A 24,400-nucleotide genomic window follows, 5' to 3' on the forward strand; every position below is an offset into this window, starting at 1 on the left:
GCCGGCATGGCGTCGAGAAAGGGGGGACGGGTGCGTCGCAATCAGGTAATGAAATCCCATGGCTTGGCCCTGCGCAGTGCGGGGGAGGGGCCCTTGCTGCTCTTGCTGCACGGGCTGGGCTCTTCCAGCCTCGACTGGCAGGCGCAGATCGAGCGTTTTTCCGAGCGCTACCGGGTGGTGGCCATCGACTTGCGCGGCCACGGCCAGAGCATGCAGGAGGGGCCCTTTGACGTGCCCACCCTGGCGGCGGATGTGGCCCGCTGGCTCGACGAGCAGCCCGAGCCTGCCTGGGTAGTGGGGTTGTCGCTCGGTGCCATGGTGGCGCTGGAGCTGGCGCTGCAACTGCCCCACAAGGTGCAGGGGCTGGTGCTGGTCAACGGCTTCAGCGAATTTCTGCTGGAGACGCCAAAGGAGCAGGAGCGCTATGCCATGCGCCTCAAGTGGCTGCGCTGGTTCGGCATGCGGCCGCTGGCGTGGTGGCTCGGCCGCGAGCTCTTTCCCGGCCCCGATCTCGCCCAGGTGCGCCACACCTTCCGGGGGCGCTTCGTGCGCAACAAAAAGAAGACCTACAAGGCGCTGCTGGAGGCGCTGCCCGGCTGGTCGGTGCGGGCTCGTCTCGGCACCCTCTGGCAGCCGGTGGCCATCATCTCCACCAGTCACGACTATCTGCCCCTGGCGCGGCGGGTGGAGCAGTTCGCCTCCCTGCCCAATGCCACCATCCACACCCCGGATGGTCACCACGCCTGGCCGGCGGAAGATCCTGCCGGGTTCAATCATCTGTTGCAGCGGATCCTCTCAACCCATTGAGGGGGAGCAGACAGCAGAGGTAGATAAAAAAGCCGAACCCCGGGGTTCGGCTTTTTTGTGGGCGCTGCTCAGGGTCTTGAGCAGACCGGGCAGTCGGGGCGTTTGGGAAGCTTCAGCTCGCGAAAGCTGCCACCCAGACCGTCGATCATCAGCAGGCGGCCGCTGTAGCTTTTGCCCATGCCCACCAGCAGCTTGATAGCCTCGAGCGCCTGCAGGCTGCCCACCAGCCCCACCACGGGGGCCAGTACCCCCGCCTCGACACAGGTGAGGGCCTGATCGCCAAAGAGGGCGCTGAGACAGGCGTAGCAGGGTTCATCCTCCTGCCAGGTGAAGCTGCAGAGCTGCCCTTCCAGCCGGATGGCGGCGCCGCTGACCAGGGGCACCTTGTGCTGGCGGGCGCGCTGGTTGAGGAGGTTGCGGATGGCGACGTTGTCGGTGCAGTCGAGCACCAGCTGATGGCGTGGCAGCAGGGCATCGAGCAGCGCCTCGTCAGCGAGGGCGGCGTGGGTCTCCACCTCGAGCCAGGGGGTGAGGGCGCGCAGGGACGTCGCCGCGGACTCCACCTTGAGCTGGCCGATGCGCGCGTCGCTGTGCAGCACCTGGCGCTGCAAATTGGAGAGCTCCACCCGATCGAAATCCACCAGGGTGAGGTGGCCGACCCCGGCCACCGCCAGATACTGGCTGGCGGCGCAGCCGAGGCCCCCGGCGCCGATGACCAGCACGCGGGATTGCTTGAGCGCCTCCTGCCCCTCGAAGTCGAAGGATTTGAGCACGATCTGGCGGTTGTAGCGAAGGAGCTCGGCGTCGCTCAGGATCTCGCTCACAGCAGCAGCCCCGAGAAGGGCTCGACGGTGACCGTCTCACCGGCGGCTACCTTGCCGCGCTCCTGTTCGAGCACGATGTAGCAGTTGGCCCGGGAGAGGGAGCTGAACACCCCGGAGTCCTGGGAGCCGGTGCTGCGTACCTCGAGGCCATTGGGGCCCACGCTCAGGATGCCGCGCTGGAAGTCCAGGCGCCCCGGGCTCTTCTTGAGCGGCTCTGTCGCCAGGGCCTGGAGGGGGTGCGGGCGTGCAAACTGCTGACCGGCCAGTCTGGCCAGGGCCGGTTGCACCAGCTGATCGAAGGTGACCATGGCGGAGACCGGGTTGCCCGGCAGACCGAAGAACCAGGCGTTTGGCAATCGGCCAAAGGCGAAGGGTTTGCCCGGCTTGATGGCGAGCTTCCAGAAGCCAATTTCCCCGAGCTCTTCGAGCAGTTGCTTGGTGAAGTCCGCTTCCCCCACCGAGACCCCCCCGGTGGTGATCAGGGCATCGGCCTCGCGGTCGGCCTGCAAGAAGGCGGCGCGCAGGGCCGCCGGATCATCGGGGATGATGCCAAGGTCCAGGCACTCACAGCCCATGCGGCTCAGCATCGCCTTGACCCCGTAGCGGTTGGAGTCGTAGATGTCCCCGTGCTGGAGCGGGGTGCCCAGAGGCTTGAGCTCGTCCCCTGTGCTGAAGATGGCGACCCTGAGGGGACGGCGCACCGTGACGCTCGCGATGCCAAGGGAGGCGAGCAGCGGCAGCTCTCTGGGGCTCAGGCGAAGGCCGCTTTCGAGCACCCGGGCGCCCTGCGCCAGATCCTCGCCGCGGCGACGGATGTTCTGGCCAGGCGTGGGCGCGGTCAGGAAAGTGATCCCGTTGTCGCCGGCTTGCGTTTCTTCCTGCATCACCACAGCGTCTGCACCCGGGGGCACAGGGGCCCCGGTCATGATGCGGATGCAGTGGCCGGCGGGCCACTCCCCCTCATAGGGCTGGCCCGCAAAGGCCTTGCCCGCCACGGGGAGCGGCATCCCGGCGGCGAGATCCGCCAGGCGCACGGCATAGCCGTCCATGGCGGCGTTGTCGAAGGGGGGGACGAAGAGGGGGGAGCTTATCTCCTCGGCCAGGATCCGATCCAGCGCCTGGGGCAGGGGCAACCGCTCCGTCTCGCAGCAGCAGGTGAGTTGTTCCAGCATCCCTTGCAGGGCCTTGTCCAAGGGGAGGAGTGCACCGGTATCGAATCCCATCATCATGACCTCTCTGGTGTGTAGGGGGCGGATTATCCCAAAAATCCGCTCCGATGGGCAGGCCGAAGGTGCGGTAATGGGGGGCAGATGCCCCGGAGTGATCGGATTATGGGGCGCTATCCCGTTGAATTACCTCCTGATGGGTAACCAGGGCGAGGCTTGCGCGGGATGGCAGGTGGGGAAGAGGCGGCACGGCCGTGCGCCTTGCCCCCGAATGGGCAGGCCGGTGCGGACAAAACGGGGTGGTTTGGCATAAAGTCGGGCACCGGGCTTGAGTTAGACAGAATTATGACAATAATCGCCCTGTAAGATTGCGCCGCGGCACCATGCCGCAGGCCAGCACAGTCCCTGAGCGTGGGAGAGAAACACGATGACGAGCTTAAGCCAGGAAGCCCTGTTGGTCAGGGCGGCGCTCGAGGCCGAGGGCCTTGAGACACCTCTGGTGGCCAATGAATTGAGCGGCCAGCAGAAAAAGGAAAAAATCGAAGGTCATATGCGCGCCATCATGGAGACGCTGGGACTGGATCTGGCCGACGACAGTCTGGCCGAGACCCCGCACCGCATTGCCAAGATGTACGTGAACGAGATCTTCTCCGGCCTCGACTATGCCACCTTCCCCAAGGTGACGGTGATCGAGAACAAAATGAAGGTGGACGAGATGATCATGGTGCGGGACATCAGCCTCACCAGCACCTGCGAGCACCACTTCGTCACCATAGATGGCTTTGCCCACGTGGCCTACATTCCCCGCGGCAAGGTGATTGGCCTGTCGAAGATCAACCGCATCGTGCAGTTCTTCGCCCGTCGTCCTCAGGTACAGGAGCGGCTGACCCAGCAGATCCTGCTGGCGTTGCAGACCCTGCTTGGCACCAGGGACGTGGCCATCAGCATCAAGGCGACCCACTTCTGCGTGAAGGCCCGTGGCGTGATGGACTCCACCTCCTACACCACCACCACCTCCCTGGGCGGCGTCTTCAAGACCCAGCCCGACACCCGCGCCGAGTTCCTCGGTGGTCTGAAAGGGTAGTGCTCCCGGGGCCTGTCGCCGACAGGCCCCGTCTCCTTTCCCTCACTTTTTTTGAAAAATACCTAAAGTTGTGACCGTGCCGGTCGCTATGGCTCTGTGTGTTGTCGGACGGTCTGGTTGACGCCGGCACCCCCGGGCCCGCCCTTGTGCGCGCCAACAGGGACGAGATGTGCTGCCAAGGAGGGTAGTGAAGGCGCAGGCCAGGCCTGCGCCCAGCAATGCCACTTGTTTTCCCCATGCAGGACATGCCATGAACACCATGACGATAGGCAAAAAACTTACCGCCGGCTTTGCCGTACTCGGCCTGATGATGGCCTTTATCGGCGGCTTCTCGCTGTTTGAATTCAGCAAGATGAACCGCGCCGCCATCGGCTTTACCGACAGTATCCTGCCCGCCGTCGTGCGCACCAGCACCCTCGGCGAGACCATCAATGCCCTGCGCCGCTACGAACTGGATGTCTTCCTGGTGGCGGACGATGCCCAGCAGAAGGCCCGCTATCGCAACGAGAGCGAGAAGAGCCTGCAAGAGGCTGCGCGCCAGATAGTGGCCCACGATGGCACCATCTGGGCGGAGGATCGGGAGGAGCGCCGCGCCTTTGACATCGTCAAGGCGGACTGGGAGCGATATGTCGCCCTGCACCAGCGCATCCGGCAGATGCAGGACTCGGGACAGATGGCCGAAGCCCAGCACCTCTTCATGGGGGAGGGGGTCACCCTCTACACCACCCTGAGCAAGTCGGTGGGGGATCTCATCCGCATCAACCACGGCTACTCCGTGGGCTCCCGCGCCGAGGTGATCGCCGCCTTTGACAGCGCCAAGCTGAGTGTGACCCTGGCCCTGGTGATCGGCCTGGCCCTGGTTGTCGCCCTCTCCGTGGTGCTGACCCGCCAGATCCGTGACCCGCTCATCATGCTGGCCCGTCAGGCCCAGCGCATTGCGAGCGGCGATCTCGGTCGGGGCGAGCTGCAGGAGTGGATCCGCGGCAACCGCTTCAACCGCGATGAGCTGGGCCAGCTGGGGTCGGCCATCGACCGGATGCAGGGGGCTCTGGCGGAGCTGGTGAGTGAAATCTCCGGTTCGGTGAGTCAGCTCAGCAGCGCGGTAGAGGAGGTGAGCGCCATCTCCGAGCAGTCCGCCAAAGGCATGGCAAGCCAGCAGGGAGAGGTCTCTCAGGTCGCCACCGCCATGAACGAGATGCAGTCCACCGTCAATGAGGTGGCTCGCAACACCACGGACGCCATGGGGGCGGCCAAGCAGGCTTCCCGCACCTCCACCCAGGGCAACCAGGTGGTGCGCAGCGCCATCGGCAGCATAGAGCAGGTTTCCCGCCAGATAGAGCAGGCCGGGAGCGTGGTGCAGCAACTTGAGACCGACAGCGCCAGCATCAGCATGGTGCTGGACGTGATTCGCGGCATCGCCGAGCAGACCAACCTGCTGGCCCTCAACGCGGCCATCGAAGCGGCCCGGGCCGGCGAGCAGGGGCGTGGCTTTGCGGTGGTGGCAGACGAGGTGCGCAGTCTGGCCCAGCGTACCCAGGCATCCACCGCCGAGATCAGCAAGATGATCGAGGTGCTTCAGGAGCGCACCGCCGAGGCGGGCAGCGCCATGCAGCTGAGCCGTCAGCAGATGCAGGAGAGCGTGGAGCTGGCGCGGGAGGCGGGGAGCAGCATCGACAGCATCAACGGTGCCGTCACCCAGATCACCGACATGAACACCCTGATCGCCACCGCCACCGAGCAGCAGAACGCGGTCACCGAGGAGCTCAATCGCAGCATCGTCAAGATCCACACCGCCGCCGACGAGAATGCCCAGGGGGCGCAGCAGACCGCCCAGGCCTGTGTCGAGCTGAGCAAGCTGGCCAATACCCTGCACCATATGACCCAGCGTTTCACCCTCTGAGTCTTGCTGCCACCCGGCACAGCGCAGAAGGCCCCGCCAATCGGCGGGGCCTTGTTGTTTATGGCGGGTCTGTTGATGTCAGGGCCGATTAGCGCCGCGTAATCGGCCGACGGCAGACTGCTTATCCGATCATGTAGCGCAACCCGACTATCTCACCATCGTCGTCGATGTCCATAGGCGCTCAGGGAGGGCAGGCTGCCAGCCTGCGCGTCAGCTCAGGCCGACAATCTCCCCGTCATCGTCGATGTCGATATGGCGATAGGCCGGCAGACTGCCCAGGCCCGGCATGGTCATGATGGGGCCTGCCAGGGCATAGACGAAGCCTGCCCCCGCGCAGAGTTTCACCTCCTCGATGGGCACCTCGAAGTCCGTCGGCACGCCCTTCCTGGCGGGGTCATGGCTCAGGGAGAGCGGCGTCTTGGCCATGCAGACGGGCAGGTGATCCTGACCCTCTGCCGAGAGTCTGGCCAGTTGCTGGCGCGCCTTGTCCGAGAGGGTGACACCCCGGCCGCCATAGCCGCACTCCACCAGGGTGGCGAGCTTGGCGGCAAGGCTCATCTCATCGGGGTAGAGCAGCCTGACCTCACTGGGCTGCTTGCAGGCCGCCACCACGGCGTGAGCCAGATCCGCCGCGCCCGCGCCACCGTCAGTGAAGGCCCGGGAGAGGGCGACCCCACAGGCACCGGCCTGGCGCGCCGCCGCCTCCAGCAGGGCCAGCTCGGCGTCGCTGTCGGTGGGGAAGCGGTTAATGGCGACCACCACGGGCACCCCGTAACGGCGGGCGTTGTGAATATGCCAGGCGAGGTTGGCGCACCCCGCTGTCAGGGTGGGCAGATCTTCCCCTTGCAGGCTGGCCGGCAGCGGCTGGCCCGGCCGGATGTCGAGCAGGCCGCTGTTGGCTTTGAGGCCGCGCACCGTGGCCACCAGCACCACGCAGGCGGGGGGAAGGCCGGATTGGCGATACTTGATGTTGAAGAACTTCTCCAGCCCCATGTCGGAGCCAAAACCCGCCTCGGTCACCACGTAGTCGGCAAGACCCAGCGCCATGCGATCGGCGATGACGGAGGAGTTGCCGTGGGCGATGTTGGCAAAGGGGCCGGCGTGGACCAGCACAGGGGTCTGCTCCGTGGTCTGCATCAGGGTGGGCTTGAGGGCGTCTTTGAGCAGCACCGTCATGGCCCCCGCCACTTCCAGCTGCTCGGCGGTGATGGGCTGGCCGCGCAGGTCGAGGGCGAGCTGGATGCGGCCGATACGCGCGCGCAAGTCCTTGAGATCCCTGGCCAGGGCCAGAATGGCCATCAGCTCGGAGGCGGCGGTGATGACGAAGCGATCGGGGCGCTCGACACCATCGGCAGCATCGCCCTGGCCGAGGGTGAGGTGGCGAAGCGCCCGGTCGTTCATGTCCAGGGTGCGGGGCCAGAGGATGTTGGCCGGGTCGATATCGAGCCGCGCCAGACCGGTTCTGGCGCTGAACTGGTCACCGAGTTTGCGTTCATGGAACAGGCGGGCATCGAGGGCGGCAGAGGCCAGGTTGTGGGCGGCGGTGAGGGCGTGAAAATCCCCGGTGAGGTGCAGGTTCATCTCCTCCATCGGCACCACCTGGGCCATGCCGCCCCCGGCGGCGCCCCCCTTGACCCCGAAGACGGGGCCGAGGCTCGGTTGGCGAATGGTGGCGATGCTGGGCTGGCCGATGTGGTTGAGCCCCATGGAGAGGCCGATCGTGGTGACCGTCTTGCCCTCCCCAAGGGGGGTGGGCGTGATGGCGCTCACCAGCACCAGCTTGCCGGGCTCACGGGCGGGGGCGTGATGGAGCAGCGCGAGGTCGAGTTTGCCCTTGTAATGGCCGTGGGGGTGGAGATGGGTGGCCGCTATGCCGAGCTGTGCTGCCACCTCGGCGATGGGCAGGCGGGGGGACTGGCGGGAGATCTCGATATCGCTTAGCATCAGCACCTCGTTGGCATGTCAGGTCAAATATGCGGCGAAGTCTAGAGGAATCAACAGGGTAATCCAATGAGCAATACTATTTTATCCGGCAGTCGTGAGCCCCATCAAAGCCCCATCCTGCTGGATCTCAACGTCCTCTATCACCCGCCCAAACGGCCCCTCACCGCCCTTGGCATCGTCAGCGCCTTCATCCCGCTCTTTGGCTACGGCTGGCAGGCGATGACCCAGGATCCCGAGACCCACTTTCGCCACGAGCTCGGCAAGCGCATCAACAAGCACAAGAGCGACGAGGCGAACCTCGCCCTGATGATGCAGTTGGCGGCCATGCTGGATTGCCACTGCCTGCACGTTACCCTGCCCTATGCGCTGGGGGAGGCCGAGCTCGCCGCCTTGCGCCAGCGTCTGCCACGCTGGCAGATGAGCCAGCAGGATCACCTGCTGGTGGCCGAGCTGATGCCCACCCCCTGAGCCCGGGCTCAGGTCTCCCTGTCCCAGTAGTGGGGCGCCAGGTAGCGCTCCTGCACGAATTCGATGAAGCAGCGCACCTTGGCCGACACGAAACGGCGGTGCGGATAGAGGGCATAGAGCCCCACCTGCCCCTTCTCCCACTCCAGCAACAAGGGGACCAGCGCCCCCGAGCGCAGCGCATCCCCCACGATGAAGGTGGGCTGCAAGATGATGCCCTGGTGGTCGCAGGCGGCCCGGGTCAGGGCCACCCCGTTGTTGGCGCGAAGGGGCCCCTGGGGGCGGATGCTGTGCTCCTCCCCATCCCGTTTGAAGACCCAGTCCGGCTGGGTCAGGGTGTAGATGAGGCAGTCGTGCTGCTTGAGATCCTCCGGGGTCTTCGGCCTGCCCCGGCGGGCCAGGTAGTCGGGGCTGGCGCACACCACCATCTTCATCATGGCGAGCGGCTTGGCCACCAGGGAGGAGTCCGGCAGGTTGCCGATGCGCAGCGCCAGATCGAACCCCTCCTCCACCAGGGCCACCCGCCGGTCGCTGTACTCAATCTCGAGCTTCAAGTCCGGGTAGCGCTCGCGAAACAGGGGCAGGGCGGGGGAGAGGTGCAGGTAGCCGAAATCCATGGGCACCGAGAGCTTGAGGGTGCCCTGGGGCTGCTGGTTGTTGTGGGTGAGCTGGCTGTGGGTCTCTTCCAGCTCCGCCAGCAGGGCCAGGGAGCGCTGGTAGTAGAACTGGCCCGCCTCGGTGGGATTGACCTGGCGGGTGGTGCGCGACAGCAGCCGGGTGGAGAGGGACTCCTCGAGCTGCTGCATCAGCTTGGAGGTCATGGCGACCGAGATCCCGAGCTGATGGGCGGCCTTGGTGAAGCTCTGGCACTCCACCACCTTGATGAAGGTGCGCATGGCGGCTATCTGATCCATATTCCACTCTCGGTTGATAATTATTTTAATAAATCGATGATTATCTATTCTCGATAGGAGGTTAGCATTTTGTTCACCGTTGTGAACCCTCAATGAAGGAACGATCGGAATGAAAATGACCAAGGCTCTGCTGGCCTCTTGCCTGTTTATGGCGGCTCCCCTGATGGCTGCCGATTACGATGTCGATGCAGCGCACACCACAGTCCAGTTCAAGGTGGGCCACCTCGGCTTCTCCGAACTGGTCGGCCGGTTCAACACCTTCAGTGGCACCTTCAGCATGGACGACGCCAACCCGGCGGCGGCCAAGGCGAACTTCGAAATCGATGCCGCCAGCGTGGATTCCAACCACGAGGCCCGCGACAAGCACCTGCGCAGCCCCGACTTCCTGGACGTGAAGCAGTACCCCAAGATGACCTTCGTCAGCACCGGCTATGAAGGCACCAAGGACAAAGGCGTGCTCAAGGGCACCCTGACCCTGCACGGCGTCTCCAAGGACGTGGCCTTCGACCTGGTCCACATCGGGGAAGGCAAGGATCCCTGGGGCGGCTACCGCAGCGGCTTCAACGCCACCACCACCATCAAGCGCAGCGACTTTGGCGTGAACTACATGGTGCCGAACATCCCTGACGAGATGACCATCAACCTGTTCGTTGAAGGCGTGCGCAAGTAATGGGCGCAGCACTCCTGCTTCAAACCCTGGCGACTCCTTTAGGGGCCGCTTTGCTGTCGTGGCGCTGGCCGCGGCTGGGCTATCTGTGGGGCGCCCTGGGGATCTGGCTGGTGGGCTGCCTGCTGGGCGGTGCCTATGGCCTGCCGGTCAAGGCGTGGCAGTGGCTGCCGCTGACCCTGCTGGTGCCCGCTCTGACCCAGGGGACCAACAAGGGGATCGCCCTCGCGCTGTTCGGGGGGCTGGGCGCCCTGGTGTGGTGGCAGGGGCTGGCCTCCGTGCTGGCGAGCGAGCCCGGGATCTGGCTGGCCCTGTTGCCCGCCATCCTCTGGTCTGGCTGGATGAGCTGGCGCGGTGACAGCGAGGAGGGGCTCGGCTTCGCCCTGGCCTTCATCTGGCTGGCGCTGGTCATCGGCATCGATGGCAGCCTGCTCATCGCCCAGCTGACGGGGGCCCTGGCCGCATTTGCCGGATTCCGTGCCCTGCTCGGCGCCTTTGCAGGGGTCAAGGTGACCCCGGCTGCCCTGGGGCTTTCACTCGCCTTCGTGCAGATGCTCGCCTGGCAGTACGTGGAAGTGCCCCTGCTGGTGCTGCTGCCGGTCTGGCTGTTGCCGCTGCTGGAACGTGCCCTGCACGGGCGCCCGGGACTCTCTCGCTGGGGGGTCTTGATCCTGGTGGCGGCCGTTGGTGCCGGAGTGAGTCTGTGGTGGGTATGGCCAGAGGCGTCACTTTACTGATTTCTGCATGAAAAACAGGCTATTACCTTAGAAATTGATGGGCTTGTCAAAGTCTGGACAGATAAAGATTGAGACCCATGGTGCTTTCGGATAAAAAGGATTTTCAATTATCTGGATACACACAGAACCCGGCTATGCCGGGTTCTGTTTGCCTGCTTTCCCGCGGCATGCTAAGGAGGCCACAGTTGCACAGTCAGGGATCTGAGCATCTGTTTTTTCGCCATTTCACCGAACAGGGATGTCTTGGGGATCTCTGCATCCTGCTGGTGACCCACCTGCTTCCCGACAGACCCGACTTCATCCAGGTGCTCGATCGGGTGGGCCGGGTCGGCGCCATCCTGCCCAAACCCAAGTCCGTGCACGGGCCGACGCTGGCCTGGGCCCAGCAGCACTACCCCGTGCTGCCCCTCAATCGCCACTGGACCTCGGATCCCGGTGAGGTGATCGCCCAGATTGCCCCTCTGGTGATGTCTCACGAGCGGCTCATCATCCTCGACATCGGCGGCTACTTTGCCAAGAGCCAGGCGGTACTGGCCGAGCACTTTGGCGCCCGCTTCATCGGGGTGGTGGAGATGACCGAGAACGGCCATCAGCGCTACGAACAGGAGTCCCTGGCGGCCCCCGTCATCTCGGTGGCCCGCAGCCCCCTCAAGCAGGCGGAAGATATCCAGATCGGCCTGAGCGTGGTCTACTCCGCGGAGTCCCTGGCGCGTACACTGAGGCGTACCTTCAATGTCTGCCAGGCCGCCCTGTTCGGCTATGGCAAGGTGGGGCGCAGCATCGCCCGGGAACTGCGCTGTCGCAACCTGCATCTGGAGCTGGTGGAGACGGATGCCCTGCGCCAGGTGGAGGCGCTCTCCCACGGCTTCAAGCTGGTGAACAAGGCCGAGGCCCTGGGCCGCGCCGAGCTGGTGATCTGCTCCACCGGCAACGGCTCCCTCGACATCACCGATATGCAGGCCCTGCGCCCCGGCGCCATGCTGGCCTCGGTCACCTCCGCCGACGACGAATTCGCCTTCAGCCTCGCCCAGCTGCCCTGGCCGAGCGAGGAGGTGTGTCCCCATGTGCTGGCCCTGACCCGGCCGGACGGCAGCACCATCTTTTTGCTCAACCGGGGGGAGGCGGTCAATTTCGTCCACGGCGCCGTCATCGGCGAATATGTCTACCTGGTGCTGGCGGAGATCATCGAAGGGGTGCATCAACTGGCCCATCAGGCATCCACCCCGGGCCTTCACGAACTGCCCCAGGCCACCATGCAGCGCATCGCTCGCCACTGGTTGACCGATTTTCACGGAGTCACCCCATGACAGACACCCATTTGCCCCTCGCGAAACCGCGCATCGAAATCCGTTACTGCACCCTCTGCCGCTGGATGCTGCGGGCCGCCTGGCTCGCCCAGGAGCTGCTCTCCACCTTCGACGGCGAACTGGGCGAGGTGGCCCTGGTGCCCGCCAGCAAGGGGGAGTTTCGCATCCTGGTGGACGGGGTGCTGGTGTGGGACAGGGTGGCCGACGAGGGCTTCCCCGAGGCCAAGGAGATCAAGCAGCGGGTGCGGGATGTCATCGCCCCGGAGCGGGATCTCGGCCATGCGGATCGCAAACCCGCAGCCGAGTAGGCTGCATCACCCATGATGTGAAAGAGGGAGGCGCAGGCCTCCCTCTTTCGTTGCGGCCCCCGGTCAACGGTCGCCAGATGTGGCCAGCCCTTCCCCGGCGGGGAGGCCAATATAGCGGGCCCGCTTGTGGGGCTTGATGCGGCTCACGTCCACCCACACCAGGCCGTCGATGCAGTGGTTGAAGTCCGGGTCGATGCCAAAGTCCATGAACTGCACGCCCCCCGGCTCGCACAGCTCGGCGTACTGCTTGTAGAGGGTGGGAATGGCGCAGCCCAGGTTGTCGAGCCCGGCCTTGAGCACCTTGAGGTCGTCCCCGTAATCGCGCCCCTCGAACAGCGTCGGCGTGGCGGGATAGGGGCGGCGGGAAGGGGCGAGGGCAAGGGTGGGGGCGAAGTGCTGGCGATAGAAGCTCACCAGCAGATCCTTGGCCGCCGGCGGCAGGCTGCCGGAGAGGGTGACGGGCCCGAACAGGTAGCGGTATTGGGGATAGCGGGCCAGATAGGCCCCGATGCCGAACCAGAGGTAATCGAGCCCCCGCTTGCCCCAGTAGGCGGGCTGGATGAAGCTGCGGCCAAGCTCGATGGCCTGTTCCAGCCGGGGCAGCAGCTTCTCTTCGAAGCCGAACAGGGTGTGGCTGTAGAGGCCATCCAGTCCCTTGCTGGCCAGCCGTTCGGCCACCGGGGCGAAACGGTAAGCGCCGATGATGTCGAGGCGGGCGGGATCCCAGAGGATGAGATGGTGATAGTCATCGTCGAAGGCATCGAGATCCCGCCGCTTGCCCGAGCCTTCCCCCACCGCCCGAAAGGCAATCTCCCGCAGGCGCCCCAGCTCACGCAGGATCACCGAGTGGCTCTGCTCGTGGCGGCGATAGAGCAGGATGCGCTGGCCGTCCGGGGTCTGGCCGAGCAGCTCGCACCCGTCGATGGCCTGTTTCAGCAGGCGGCGATCCTCCGGCAGGGCGATGGGGGCCTCGGTCTGCAACCGTCCCGCCTTGCCCCGAGCGATTCGGTAGAGGTGGCCGCGCACCAGCCGGGCCGCCGTCTTGGCCGGCAGCTCCTGAAAACTGGCGAGGGGAATGCGCGCCCCTATGGTCACCGGCAGCGTCTGCCCCTGCTGGCGAAACAGTTGGCGTACCAGCAGCAGGGCGGAGGCGGGCTTGTTGAGCCAGGAGGCGAGATAGAACCAGAGGCTGTTGCGCCCTCCCAGGTGAATGGGCACCAGGGGCGTTCGGCTGCGCTGGGCCAGCTTGATGAAGCCGGCCTGCCAGGGGCCATCCTTCACCCCCTTGGGGCCGAGGCGGGAGACCTCGCCTGCGGGGAAGATAACCAGGGCCCCGTCGGCGACGAGGTGTTCATTCATGGCGAGGATGGCCTGCCTGTTGGTCTTGCCCCCCAGGTTGTCCACCGGCAGCAGCAAAGGGCGCAGCGGCGCGAGCTGGGCCAGCACCTGGTTGGCCACTATCTTGACGTCGGGGCGGATGCGCCCGATGAGGCGCAGCAGGGCCAGTCCGTCCAGGGAGCCGATGGGGTGGTTGGCGACAAGAATGACCCGGCCGCTGGCGGGAATGTGCTCGAGCTCGGCCTCGCTCACCCGGTAGTCGAAGTGGAGCTCGGTGAGGGCCTGCTCGACGAAGTCCAGACCGCGCAGGTGGGGATGGCGCATGGCAAAGCGGGTGAAGGCCTCCTCGTGCAGCAACCAGCTCAGCCCCTGCCTCATCAGGGGACGGAGGAGGGGCTGGCTGGCGAGGTGGGGCAGGTGCTGCCCCAGCAGGGTATCGACGTCGAACATGGGCAAGGCTCCGCTGAACTTTGCCCCAGCTTGACGCCCCTGCGTGCCTTTCGTGTGTCGGTTGGGTGACGGTTTGATGACGGGGCGAACCCCGTCCTTGCCCCCTTACTCAGCCCGCCAGGCAGAGGTGAGGCGCACCAGCGCCACCAGGGTGGCGACCGCTTTTTCCATGGATTGCAGGGGGATGAACTCGTGCTTGCCGTGGAAGTTGTGGCCGCCGGTGAACAGGTTCGGGCAGGGCAGCCCCATGAAGGAGAGCCGGGCGCCGTCGGTGCCGCCGCGAATGGGTTTGATCTTGGGCACCACGTCGGCGGCCTCCATGGCGGCTTTGGCCAGCTCGACGATGTGGGGATGGGGCGCTATCTGGCTGCGCATGTTGCGGTAGTTGTCCGCTATCTCCAGGGTGATGCGCGCCCTGGGAGCGTCCAGCTGCAGGGAGGCGACCCGCTCCTTGAGCTGGGCCTTGCGGGCGGCGAAGCAGTCATCGTCGAAGTCGCGGATGAGGTAGTGCAGGGTGGTCTCCTCCACCGTACCTTCCATCCGGGCCAGGTGGAAGAAGCCCTCATACCCCTGGGTGCACTCCGGGGTCTGCTCGGCGGGCATGGCGGCATGGAAGCGGGCGGCCAGGGTCTGGCTGTTGATCATGCTGCCCTTGGCGGTGCCGGGGTGGACGTTGTTGCCTGTGATGCGCACCGTGGCGCTGGCGGCGTTGAAGTTCTCGCATTCGAGCTCGCCGAGCTCGCCGCCATCCACCGTGTAGGCCCACTTGGCCGGGAAGCGCTCCAGCGGGAAGCGGTCGGCACCGCGCCCTATCTCCTCGTCCGGGGTAAAGCCGACCCAGACATCGCCACGGGGGATCTCGGGGTGAGCCTGCAGGTATTCCACGGCGGTGAGGATCTCGGCGATGCCCGCCTTGTCGTCGGCCCCCAGCAGGGTGGTGCCGTCGGTGGTGATGAGATCCTGCCCCAGGTAGTTTTTCAGGAAGCGGTACTGGCGGATGGCCAGCACCTCGTCCCCCTTGCCAAGGCAGATATCGCCCCCCTGATAGTTCTCGACTATCTGGGGAACGACGCACTCGGCCTCGTAATCGGCGGTGTCCATGTGGGCGATGAGCCCGATGGCGGGGGCATCCGGCTGGTTGCCCGGCAGGCAGGCGGTGAGGTAGCCATGCTCGTCCAGGGTGACCTGGCTTAGCCCCATCTGCGTCATTTCGTCGCACAGGGCCCGGGCGAAGAGGCGCTGTCCCTCGCTGCTGGGGCAGTCAGGATTGGTCGCATCGGAACGGGTATGAAAGGTGAGGTAGTGGAGAAAGCGCGAAAGCAGGGTGTTCATGGGCAAGCCTCGTGTCACGAAAGAGGAGTCATTGTGGCCAAGACGGCGGCGCCGCTTATTGCGTCAGCGCAGTTTTTGATGACTTTGTGGGGGAGAGGAGGGCCATCGAGGGGGAGGGGCGGGGATCATAGCGCGGCAGTTTGCATAAAAATTCCAAAATGAAAACTGGTTAAGCAATTGCGAAAAAGCTGAATTTCCCCTCGGCCCAGCGCTGGCAAGGGGTGATCCAAAAAGCGTGATGTGTTGGTTATTTTCATCGCCTCGCCCACGCACTCCCATCCCCCGCCATCCCAGAGCCCGCCTTGCTGGCAGCGAGATTTTGCCCCCCGATGAAAACCCGTTTTTTAACACGATTTTTTATTGTCACTGGCTGCGGTAAGTGTGTACACTCCGCGCCGATCCAAGGGCAACCCTGCGCAGGCCGTGTCCGCCAGACCCGCAGGATCATGACGCCTATAGGGCGAGGCACGCAGAAACGACAGACACTGCTGGGGAATGGTTTCTTTAATACCGGTTAGGCTCCGGTATCAGGGAGAACAACGGACTCTCATCTTTCAGCTGACCGAGTGGGCTTCGGGCTCATCATCTCCCTTGTCATGGGCGGTCACTGGCGTTGAGCGGGTCGTAGTGGTTGTCGTCCATCAACACGATGCGTGCTGACGTCTTCCCTTCTCTTCCTTGAAACCCTCTCCTGTCCGTCGGGATAGCTGCCGAATGATGAACAAACGGCGTGGCTGATGCCGATTGTCATCAAAGTACCGCGGTACGCCGGCAAGGTGTTACCGCATACCGTTGAGCTTGATGTAAAGCCACCAGCCCCACATCAAGACTCGTTACTTCCCAAGATCCACCAGGCAGCCTTGGCTTGCCGCGATGTGCAATGAACAGGATGTGGCGGAGCATGCTCCGTTGCGGGTCCAACGTCAGCAGGCCGCTCTGGCTTGCCGCATTTTGCAATCAATGGTCTGGATGTGATTGAGGGTAACGAAGGCGGCCCACGGCCGCTCATTTGCGAGGCATAGCCCATGACTAACTGGTCCAGCAAGGACTCCTTGAAGGTCTACAACGTTCCCTACTGGGGTGCGGGTTTTTTCAATATCAATGACGCCGGTCATGTGACCGTCTCTCCCGACAAGTCTCGCCCCGAGGCTCAGATCGTGCTGTCCGAGGCCATCGAGCAACTGCGCCAGTCCGGGCTGACCACGCCGGTGTTGCTGCGTTTCCCCGACATCCTCAAGAGCCGGGTCGATGCGCTGTTCAACGCCTTCGGTCAGGCCATCGAAAAGTCAGGCTATGAAGGGGATTACCTGTGCGTTTACCCGATCAAGGTAAACCAGCAGCGCCGCGTCATCGAGACCATCAGTCAGTCCTACAGCGACAAGCCCCGGCTTGGCCTGGAAGCGGGCTCCAAGCCCGAGTTGCTGGCCGTGCTGTCCCATCATCATGAGCAAGGGTCCGTGATCGTCTGCAACGGTTACAAGGACCGCGAATACATCCGCCACGCCCTCCTGGGCAACCTGATGGGCCACAAGGTCTACATCGTGGTGGAGAAGCCCTCCGAGCTGGAAATGGTGCTCGACGAGTCAGCTCGTCTCAACATCAAGCCCAACATCGGGGTGCGCGCCCGTCTGGCGTCCACCGGCTCCGGCATGTGGGAATCGAGCGGCGGTTCCATGTCCAAGTTCGGTCTCTCCGCCTCCCAGATCCTGGCGCTGGTGGAGCGTCTGCGCAGCCTCGGCAAGCTGGACTGCCTGCAACTGCTGCACTTCCACCTGGGCTCCCAGATCGCCAACATCCGCGACATCCAGGGCGGCATCCGCGAGTGCGGCCGCTTCTACGCCGAGCTGTGCCGTCTTGGCGCCAAGGTCGAGGTGGTGGACGTGGGCGGCGGCCTGGGTGTGGACTACGAGGGCACCCGTTCCCAGAGCCACTGCTCCGCGAACTACAGCCTCTCCGAGTACGCCAACAACGTGGTCTGGGGCATCGGCGATGTGTGCCGCGAGTTCGACCTGCCGCACCCGACCATCATCAGCGAGTCCGGCCGTGCCCTGACTGCGCACCACGCCGTGCTGGTCACCAACATCATTGGTGCCGAAGGGGTGGAGGTGAACGACATCAGCGCCCCGGACGAAGACGCGCCCACCATCTTGCAGAACATGTGGAAAGGCTGGCTGGACCTGCGCGGGGAAGATCCCTCCCTGCTGGAGATCTTCCACGACTCCGTGGCGGATCTCGGTGACGTCAACGCCCAGTACACCATGGGCCTCTTGAACCTGGAGCAGCGCGCCTGGGCCGAGATGCTGCACCAGAACACCTGTCTGGCGCTCAAGGAGCTGCTGAACCCAGTCAACCGCAACCACCGCGCCCTGGCCGACGAGCTCTCCGAGAAACTGGCGGACAAGTGCTTTGCCAACTTCTCCCTGTTCCAGTCCCTGCCGGATGCCTGGGGTATCGGTCAGGTGTTCCCGGTGATGCCGCTCTCCGGCCTCGAGCGTCCGCTCACCCGCCGCGGCATCCTGATGGACATCACCTGCGACTCCGACGGTCAGGTGGAGCACTACGTCGACGGTCTGGGGGTAGAGAGCACCCTGCCGATGCCGGTCTACGGTGAGCACGAAGAGTGCCATGTTGGCTTCTTCCTGGTGGGTGCCTATCAGGAGATCCTGGGGGATCTGCACAACCTGTTCGGTGACACCCACTGCGCGGAAGTGTGGCTGGATGAAGAAGGCAAGATGGACATCCGCAACGTGGTGCGTGGCGACACCGTCGACCAGCTGCTGCGTTACGTCAACATCGACCCGTCCGTGATCCGCGAGAACTACCAGCGCATCGTCTCCCACCCGGCGCTGGACGACGAGACCCGCAAGGCCCTGCTCGACGAGCTGGAGCTGGGTCTGCAAGGCTATGCCTACCTGGAAGACGAATAAGCCAGCGGCTTGTTCCCCGTCGGTCAAATGACGGACATGAAAAACGGCGCCTTCGGGCGCCGTTTTTGTTGTGCTGTTGCCTGGCTGGGGCCGGTTGGCGGGCTCTGTCACCCTGGCTGGCGGCATCCGGCCCCGGCCAGATCCGGCCACTGCCCGCTTCTACCTGTCACCTCCCTTGATCCAGGTCAAGGGGGACTCGGGCCGCTTATTTTACGGTCAAGGGTGATGTTGGTGAATGACACATAAGGATGTGCGTATGGAACTCAAGAGGGACCCGAGATGCTATACCGACGTCTGTATCGACGGTAAGTGGTATCACTACGATCACTGCAGCACTCACGTTTATATGCTGATGGGGGGCGCCGCCCCCAGCCTGCAGCTTGCCCATGAACCCGGCAGTGAAGAGGAGCTGGTGGAGATGCTCCGCCAGCACCCCCAACGCTGACTGCCTGCGGGCCATCGGGGTATCGTCCCGGCGGCCCGCCTTGCTCAGCCCGCCTTGCGGCCCAGGATCTTCTTGCCCATCTCCAGCAAGGCCGTTGCCGCCGCATAGGCCTCGTCTGACTTGCCTATCTCGTCCGCCACGTAGAGAAAGCCGGATCTGTACTTCTCCACCGCCTCGCGGGGAGTGGCCGCGTCGATGAAATCCTCTTCCACCTCGAACCCTTGTGTCAGCAGCGCCTCCTTCTCCGTGAGGAAGGTGGGGGAGGCCATGTCGACATAGGTATATTGCTGACGGCGGGAGGCGGGGACGCTGAAGAACTGGTATCTGGCCATGGATGTGGCTCCTCTGAACGGGTGATCTGCCATGGGGGCGCTCGATGCGCCCGGCAAGATAAAGGAGCATTCGAGTCTTGCAGCAGACTACCTTGAGTCGTGAAGGGACGCAATCGGGCTGGTGATGACCCTGGCGACATGGGCGCTGCGGCTCACCTGCTTGTCAGGCAAGCACACCTTCCAGCACCCGTTGGGGAGTCTCGGGAGCGCAGTGGACAAGCAGTTGCTCCCCGGTCATGGGGCGCCCGAGCAGGTAGCCCTGCAAGGTGTCGCAGCCCAGCTCGGTCAGCAGGTCGCGCTGCTCCGGGGTTTCCACCCCCTCTGCCACGATGCGCATCTCCAGGGCCTGACCCAGGGCGATGATGGCGGCGATGATGGTGGCATCGTCGCCGCCCCGCTCCAGGGTGGTGACAAAGCCCCGGTCAATCTTGAGCTCGTTGGCGGGGAAGCGCTTGAGGTAGAGCAGGCTGGAGTAGCCGGTGCCGAAGTCGTCGATGGAGATGCCAAGGCCGAGCTCGGCCAGGCGGTTGAGGATGGCGAGGCTCTCCTCGGCCTTCTGCATGGCGGTGGATTCGGTGATCTCCAGGGTCAGGTGACGGGCCTCGAGCCGATGGCGGGCGAGAGCGCCCTGCACCTCCTCCAGCAACCCGGGGCTGGCGAGCTGGATGGTGGAGAGATTGACCGCCACGCTCCAGTCGTGATGACCCGCCGCCCGCCAGGCGCTCATCTGGCGGCACGCCTCGTCGATGACCCAGTTGCCGATGGGGATGATGAGCCGGCTCTTCTCCGCCAGCGGCAGGAAGCTGGCCGGCGAGACGGCACCATGCTCCGGGTGCTGCCAGCGCAGCAGGGCCTCGGCGCCGACCACCTGGCCGCTGCGGGCACAGTATTTGGGCTGGTAGTGCAGGGCCAGCTCCCCCCGCTCCAGGGCGTGTTGCAGCTCCTTGTGCAGCAGGAACTGCTGGTGGGCGTTGGCGTTCATGGCGCTGTCGAAGTAGTAGTAGTCGTTGCGCCCCTGCTCCTTGGCGTAATACATGGCGGCATCGGCGTTGAGGGTCAGCTCGTGCAGGCTGGTGCCATCCTGGGGATAGACGGCAATGCCGATGCTGGCGGTGATGTGCAGGCTGTGGTGCACCCACTCATAGGGCTGGGCCAGGGTGGCCAGCAGCCGCTCGGCAAAGGCCGTGGTCTGGCTCACATCCCCCGGCGCTAGTGCCAGCACGAACTCGTCCCCGCCAAAGCGCGAGGCGGTGTCGCTGGCACCGAGCAGGCTGGTGATGCGCTGGGCCACCTCGGCCAGCAGCAGATCCCCGGTGTGGTGGCCGTGGGCATCGTTGATGATCTTGAAGCCGTCGAGATCGAGAAACAGCAGGGAGAAGCTGCGCTGGCTGTGCTGACACTCCTGGATGCGCTGCTCCAGCCGGTCGGCAAACAGCAGCCGGTTCGGCAGCCGGGTCAGGCTGTCATGGAGCGCCAGCTTGAGCAGCTCGTCGTGGGCCTGATGCAGGGAGGTGGAGAGCCTGGCGGCGTGGGCATCCAGCATGGAGAGCACGAAGGCGATGGCGAACACCGCCAGGGTCACTATGATGACCACGGTTGCCAGCCACTGGGTATTGAGACCGGTGTAGAGGGCCCCGCACAGGCTCTCTGCGGGGAACTGGGCCGCCGCCATGCCGGTGTAGTGCATGCCCATGATGGCGGCCCCCATCACCAGGGAGGCGAGGGCCTTGCTGAAGAAGGCGCGGGGCGAGCTGTTGCGCAGGCGAAACGCTATCCAGAGCGCGGCACCCGAGGCGAATACCGCGATGAGGATGGAGAGGATGAAGAGCCCAGGCAGGTAGTGGATGCCAGGCGCTATCTTCATGGCCGCCATGCCGATGTAGTGCATGGTGGCAATGCCGGCCCCCATCAGCACGGCCCCGAACAGGATCTGGTGCCAGGGGAGCTGGGGACGACTCACCAGCCAGAGCGCAAAGGCCGAGGAGCCGATGGCTGCCACCAGGGAGAGACCGGTGAGGGTCAGATCGTATCCCAGCGCGATGGGCAGGTTGAAGGCGAGCATGCCGATAAAATGCATGGACCAGATGCCGAGCCCCATGGCGAAGGCTCCCCCCGCGAGCCAGAGCACGGCGGCCCGTCCCCGGCTCTGGCTCACCCGGCTGGTCATGGTCAGCGCCGTATAGGAGGCGAGCACCGCCACCAGGATGGAGAAGAACACCAGATCCTGGCTGTAATAACTGTCGAGCATGGGGTGGGTTGGGGTCACGTTCATTTACTCTGGGGTACATCAGGGCCTGAGCCTGGGCCGGGTCAGGGGAAATCGGGTGGCAGATTGTACACCAGGCGTCCCTGTCGTGAGCCAGAGATACGTACCAAAATGGCCCCCGGATCAGAGCAAAAACTCTGTCTTTTCTGGCTTTGGCCGCCATCCTGTGACCGATAAACCGGCACATCCCCATTTTATTCCGTCTGAACAACAAGATAGGGGAGCATGGGGCGCTTGCCACGGCGCTGGCGGGCCCGTGGCGAAGGCGTGTGGTAAGCGCACAAGGCGCCTGTGCGATAAAGGCGCGCAGCCCCTGTCGTCCTTATCACGATAGCCGCAGGCCATGCGCTCAAGGAGTCAGCACAAGCCTGCATCCTCCGGGTCTTGGTTGACCCGGTACATCTGTTATCATCTTCCCCCTGTTTTCTTATCTCGTTGACTCTGCTGGAGAAACCATGTCTCGAACCCTCTATTTGCTGCGCCATGGCCAGACCCGTTACAACGCCGAATTGCGGTTGCAGGGGCGTTGCAACTCCGAGTTGACCCCCAGGGGAGAAGCCCAGGCCCTCGCCATGGGGGCCCGTCTGGCCAAGCTCCTGGCCGAGCCCACCGACTGGACGATCTACGCCAGCCCCCTCGGCCGGGCACGGCAGACGGCGGAGCGGGTGTGTCAGCAGCTTGGCTTGGACCAGGAGCGCATCATCTGGGACGAGCGGCTGGTGGAGCTGGGGATGGGGGAGTGGGAGGGTCGCCGGGTGCCCGAGCTGCTGGCGGCCCACCCCGAGCTGGATCTGGAGGAGCCGGACTGGTATCTGCGGGCCCCCCATGGCGAGAGTTTTGAGAGCATTCAGCGCCGGGCCCGGCAATGGCTTGAGGACGAGCAGATTGCCGAGCAGGCCATCGTGGTTTCTCACGGTCTCTTTGGCGCCATGCTGCGCGGCGCCTATGTGGATCTGGACTACACCACCACCTGGCTGCAGGAGCTGCCACAGGATGCCTTCTTCAAACTCAGTGGTGGTCGCATAGAGCGGATTGCCTGCTGACCACACGAAGGCGGCCCGCCGTGGGTGGGCCTTGTTGTGATGGGTCGCTCAGCCAACTGCCAATTTGGCCGCTTCTTTCCACATAAAAGGCGGCATCGGAGTAGTGAGACGCCATTTAATGTTCATCGGTTGGCTACCGCTGTGGGAGATGTACTCCACCTCACCAAAGTTCACAAAGCCAAGGGTGCGGCCAAATTCATCTTTGCTCTGCTCACGAACGAACAGAAACACGCGCTTACCCTCTGCCCTGTGGTTTATGTAACTCAGCCCCTTGCCTCGCTCTGGGCGAGCGCTGTTTTGGCTCTGCCAATGGAACAGTGACTCATTAATGGCGTAGTCGTGATAACGGGTGGTGGGGGAGAAGTGCTGCTCCGTTTTGTTCAAGGTCACGAACAGCAACTCGATATTGTGCTCTGCGATGACATACACCCCTTCGCGAGCCGTGGGTTGCTGCGCGAAGGTGGTCGCGCCAAAGCCAACCAGCACCTGCTCTCTGGCATAGCGAGCATGCAGTTGTAGTGGATTGCCGGGAAGATCTGGCATGGCTCTTTGTTCGTGCTGCACCCGGTTGATCAGCATGGGCAACAGATCTGCCAGCTCGGCCCTTAACTCTGGTTGATTGAGTTGTTTCAGGCTGTGCGCCAAGGAGCTAAAGCCTGCGTTGGGGCCGCTTTGTTGCCAGAAGTCGTAATGGCACATCAAGGCCATCAGCTCATCGTGCTCAGCCGTTAAGGTAAAGGCGCTTTCCACCAAGGTTTGTAAGAAGTTCAAGTAATGGAGCGCATCGCAGCCCAATAGCCGGGTTTTGATGGCCCGGGTGTAGAGGGTCGACAGCTTCTCATCGCTCATTTCAGAAACGGTATGGTTGTGGGCCTGTTTGACCAAGGCGCTCCAATTGCCGCGCTTGTAGATCTCCTCAAGGCTGATATGAGGGTAGAACTTCAGAAAATTCGCCAGTGTCAGCGGTAAATCGCAATCCTGTGAGAAACGGCGGATCAGGCCCATGAGGCGCGATGTATTGAGAGTCGCCTTTTTGATATTGCTCAGAATTAACTCTTGGGTCTGTTTTGAGAGCTCGATACGGCAGCCCAAGGGGGCGTGAGGGAAGCCCTGTTTGATCTCGTGGCTAATCGCTTTATTGGTTTTACCCACCAGTGCCCGGAATTTCTGGGCAAAGTCATACTCCGCACGGGCATTCCCAACAAAGTCCAATACGGTGCAGCACTCTTTATCGCTCGCCAGTCGCAGTCCGCGCCCCAATTGCTGCAAGAAGATGGTGAGGCTTTCCGTTGGTCGTAAAAACAGCAAGGTATCGACTTCCGGGATATCAACCCCTTCGTTGAAGATGTCCACCACGCAGAGAATATTGATAACGCCGGTACGCAAATCTTGTTGCTTACGATGCCGCTCGTCTCGGTTATCGCTGGTGAGGATGTCAGCCTTGATGCCCTTCCATAAAAATGCCTTGCACATAAAGTCGGCATGTTCACGGCTCACACAAAATGCCAGTGCTTTGATCTTGGTAATATCGGTGACGATCTCATTGAGGCTCTGGACTATCTTCTGTACCCGCTGCTGATTGTAGGTATAGATATTGGTGAGCTCAGTGATGTCATAACGGCCATTTTTCCAAGTCACTTGGCGCAAGTCAGTATCATCATCGATACCAAAATATTGGAATGGACAGAGATGGCGACGATTGATGGCCTCGGGCAAGCGGATTTCTGCTGCGATGACACCACAAAAGTCGGCAAGAATATCACCGCCATCATGGCGCTCTGGCGTTGCGGTTAATCCCAACAGAATCTGAGGTTCAAAGGCGGCGAGCAGACCGCGATAACTGGCCGCCGCAATATGGTGAACCTCATCAATGACGATGTAATCGAAATAGTCTTGGCTAAGACGTAAATTAGCCAGCTGGTTATGAAAGGATTGCACCGAGGCAAACAGCTGACGGTAGTGGGTTGGCACGGCGCCGCCGACCAAGAGTTCGCCAAATGCGTATTCCCACGCATGGCGATCGCTCAATAACATTCATGCCGATCACTCAATAACATCCATGCCGATCGCCCAATAACATCCCAGGCCGATCACTTTTTTCCTCTATGGGAAACCATGATCGGCATGAATGTTATTGATGACTT

At 63.5% G+C, this 24,400-nt stretch carries 19 protein-coding genes and 1 pseudogene; 11 read left to right on the forward strand and 9 right to left on the reverse strand.

Translation table 11 applies throughout. The features are described from left to right. Positions 1-30: 30 nt before the first annotated feature. On the forward strand, positions 31-807 hold the full coding sequence (locus tag MUW49_RS02855; RefSeq protein ID WP_049636339.1) for an alpha/beta fold hydrolase: 777 nt from the start codon (positions 31-33) through the stop codon (positions 805-807). 68 nt (positions 808-875) lie between these two features. Here MUW49_RS02855 and moeB read toward each other — a convergent pair whose 3' ends face one another. Further along, positions 876-1,631, reverse strand: coding sequence for a molybdopterin-synthase adenylyltransferase MoeB (moeB, locus tag MUW49_RS02860; RefSeq protein WP_171864881.1), 756 nt, complete (start codon positions 1,629-1,631; stop codon positions 876-878). Continuing rightward, the gene (moeA, locus tag MUW49_RS02865) at positions 1,628-2,854 is read right to left on the reverse strand and encodes a molybdopterin molybdotransferase MoeA (protein WP_043154257.1); all 1,227 of its coding nucleotides are present in this window, start codon (positions 2,852-2,854) and stop codon (positions 1,628-1,630) included. Before moeA ends, moeB begins: the two co-directional genes overlap by 4 nt. 370 nt (positions 2,855-3,224) lie before the next feature. Here moeA and folE point away from each other — a divergent pair, with 370 nt between their 5' ends. Both folE and MUW49_RS02875 read left to right on the forward strand, forming a co-directional pair. Then, a complete protein-coding gene (folE, locus tag MUW49_RS02870) occupies positions 3,225-3,881 on the forward strand; it encodes a GTP cyclohydrolase I FolE (RefSeq protein WP_010674171.1) in 657 nt (218 codons plus the stop codon). Positions 3,882-4,131: 250 nt separating this feature from the next. Next, positions 4,132-5,781, forward strand: a complete 1,650-nt coding sequence (locus MUW49_RS02875; protein ID WP_244812378.1) for a methyl-accepting chemotaxis protein — start codon at positions 4,132-4,134, stop codon at positions 5,779-5,781. 210 nt (positions 5,782-5,991) lie between these two features. Here the strand turns inward: MUW49_RS02875 and MUW49_RS02880 are convergent, their stop codons facing one another. Then, positions 5,992-7,725, reverse strand: coding sequence for a formate--tetrahydrofolate ligase (locus MUW49_RS02880; RefSeq protein ID WP_244812379.1), 1,734 nt, complete (start codon positions 7,723-7,725; stop codon positions 5,992-5,994). Positions 7,726-7,791: 66 nt separating this feature from the next. On the opposite strand from MUW49_RS02880, the gene MUW49_RS02885 reads away from it, so the two are divergent. Continuing rightward, complete coding sequence (locus tag MUW49_RS02885) at positions 7,792-8,193, forward strand: hypothetical protein (RefSeq protein WP_042017451.1); 402 nt, start codon at positions 7,792-7,794, stop codon at positions 8,191-8,193. Between the two features lie 8 nt (positions 8,194-8,201). Here the strand turns inward: MUW49_RS02885 and MUW49_RS02890 are convergent, their stop codons facing one another. Then, positions 8,202-9,104 (reverse strand): LysR family transcriptional regulator, encoded by a 903-nt coding sequence (locus MUW49_RS02890; protein ID WP_039038856.1) that lies wholly within the window; start codon positions 9,102-9,104, stop codon positions 8,202-8,204. 109 nt (positions 9,105-9,213) lie between these two features. Between MUW49_RS02890 and MUW49_RS02895 the strand changes: the two genes are divergently transcribed. The 4 genes from MUW49_RS02895 to MUW49_RS02910 all read left to right on the forward strand — a co-directional run bounded on the left by MUW49_RS02895 (position 9,214) and on the right by MUW49_RS02910 (position 12,123). After that, positions 9,214-9,774: a YceI family protein gene (locus tag MUW49_RS02895; RefSeq protein ID WP_201872917.1), complete on the forward strand. Its 561-nt coding sequence runs from the start codon at positions 9,214-9,216 to the stop codon at positions 9,772-9,774. Beyond that, positions 9,774-10,508, forward strand: a complete 735-nt coding sequence (locus MUW49_RS02900) for a hypothetical protein (RefSeq protein ID WP_201872916.1) — start codon at positions 9,774-9,776, stop codon at positions 10,506-10,508. The genes MUW49_RS02895 and MUW49_RS02900 overlap by 1 nt, the downstream gene beginning before the upstream one ends. 185 nt (positions 10,509-10,693) lie before the next feature. After that, positions 10,694-11,815, forward strand: a complete 1,122-nt coding sequence (locus MUW49_RS02905; protein ID WP_104455669.1) for an adenosylhomocysteinase — start codon at positions 10,694-10,696, stop codon at positions 11,813-11,815. Next, positions 11,812-12,123: a SelT/SelW/SelH family protein gene (locus MUW49_RS02910; protein WP_010674179.1), complete on the forward strand. Its 312-nt coding sequence runs from the start codon at positions 11,812-11,814 to the stop codon at positions 12,121-12,123. The genes MUW49_RS02905 and MUW49_RS02910 overlap by 4 nt, the downstream gene beginning before the upstream one ends. 63 nt (positions 12,124-12,186) lie before the next feature. On the opposite strand, the gene MUW49_RS02915 is transcribed toward MUW49_RS02910, so the two are convergent. Together MUW49_RS02915 and pepT are read right to left on the reverse strand one after the other, a co-directional pair. Next, complete coding sequence (locus tag MUW49_RS02915) at positions 12,187-13,911, reverse strand: GNAT family N-acyltransferase (RefSeq protein WP_171864884.1); 1,725 nt, start codon at positions 13,909-13,911, stop codon at positions 12,187-12,189. A 105-nt stretch (positions 13,912-14,016) separates the two neighbouring features. Further along, positions 14,017-15,243: a peptidase T gene (gene pepT / locus MUW49_RS02920; RefSeq protein ID WP_244812380.1), complete on the reverse strand. Its 1,227-nt coding sequence runs from the start codon at positions 15,241-15,243 to the stop codon at positions 14,017-14,019. Positions 15,244-16,268: 1,025 nt separating this feature from the next. Between pepT and speA the strand changes: the two genes are divergently transcribed. Continuing rightward, positions 16,269-18,170, forward strand: coding sequence for a biosynthetic arginine decarboxylase (gene speA / locus MUW49_RS02925; RefSeq protein WP_041215495.1), 1,902 nt, complete (start codon positions 16,269-16,271; stop codon positions 18,168-18,170). Between the two features lie 256 nt (positions 18,171-18,426). Continuing rightward, on the forward strand, positions 18,427-18,615 hold the full coding sequence (locus MUW49_RS02930; RefSeq protein WP_010674183.1) for a hypothetical protein: 189 nt from the start codon (positions 18,427-18,429) through the stop codon (positions 18,613-18,615). A 44-nt stretch (positions 18,616-18,659) separates the two neighbouring features. On the opposite strand, the gene MUW49_RS02935 is transcribed toward MUW49_RS02930, so the two are convergent. Beyond that, positions 18,660-18,947: a hypothetical protein gene (locus tag MUW49_RS02935; protein WP_041212754.1), complete on the reverse strand. Its 288-nt coding sequence runs from the start codon at positions 18,945-18,947 to the stop codon at positions 18,660-18,662. A 163-nt stretch (positions 18,948-19,110) separates the two neighbouring features. Next, positions 19,111-21,219, reverse strand: coding sequence for a bifunctional diguanylate cyclase/phosphodiesterase (locus tag MUW49_RS02940; RefSeq protein ID WP_244812381.1), 2,109 nt, complete (start codon positions 21,217-21,219; stop codon positions 19,111-19,113). 449 nt (positions 21,220-21,668) lie between these two features. Between MUW49_RS02940 and MUW49_RS02945 the strand changes: the two genes are divergently transcribed. After that, a complete protein-coding gene (locus MUW49_RS02945; RefSeq protein WP_049636328.1) occupies positions 21,669-22,256 on the forward strand; it encodes a histidine phosphatase family protein in 588 nt (195 codons plus the stop codon). 48 nt (positions 22,257-22,304) lie between these two features. Here MUW49_RS02945 and MUW49_RS02950 read toward each other — a convergent pair. Further along, positions 22,305-24,254 (reverse strand): annotated as a pseudogene (locus MUW49_RS02950) (DUF3427 domain-containing protein); the annotation flags it as partial. Positions 24,255-24,400: the final 146 nt, after the last annotated feature.

The organism is Aeromonas sp. LsrichE-8G (assembly GCF_022869435.1).
Lineage (GTDB): Bacteria > Pseudomonadota > Gammaproteobacteria > Enterobacterales > Aeromonadaceae > Aeromonas > Aeromonas caviae.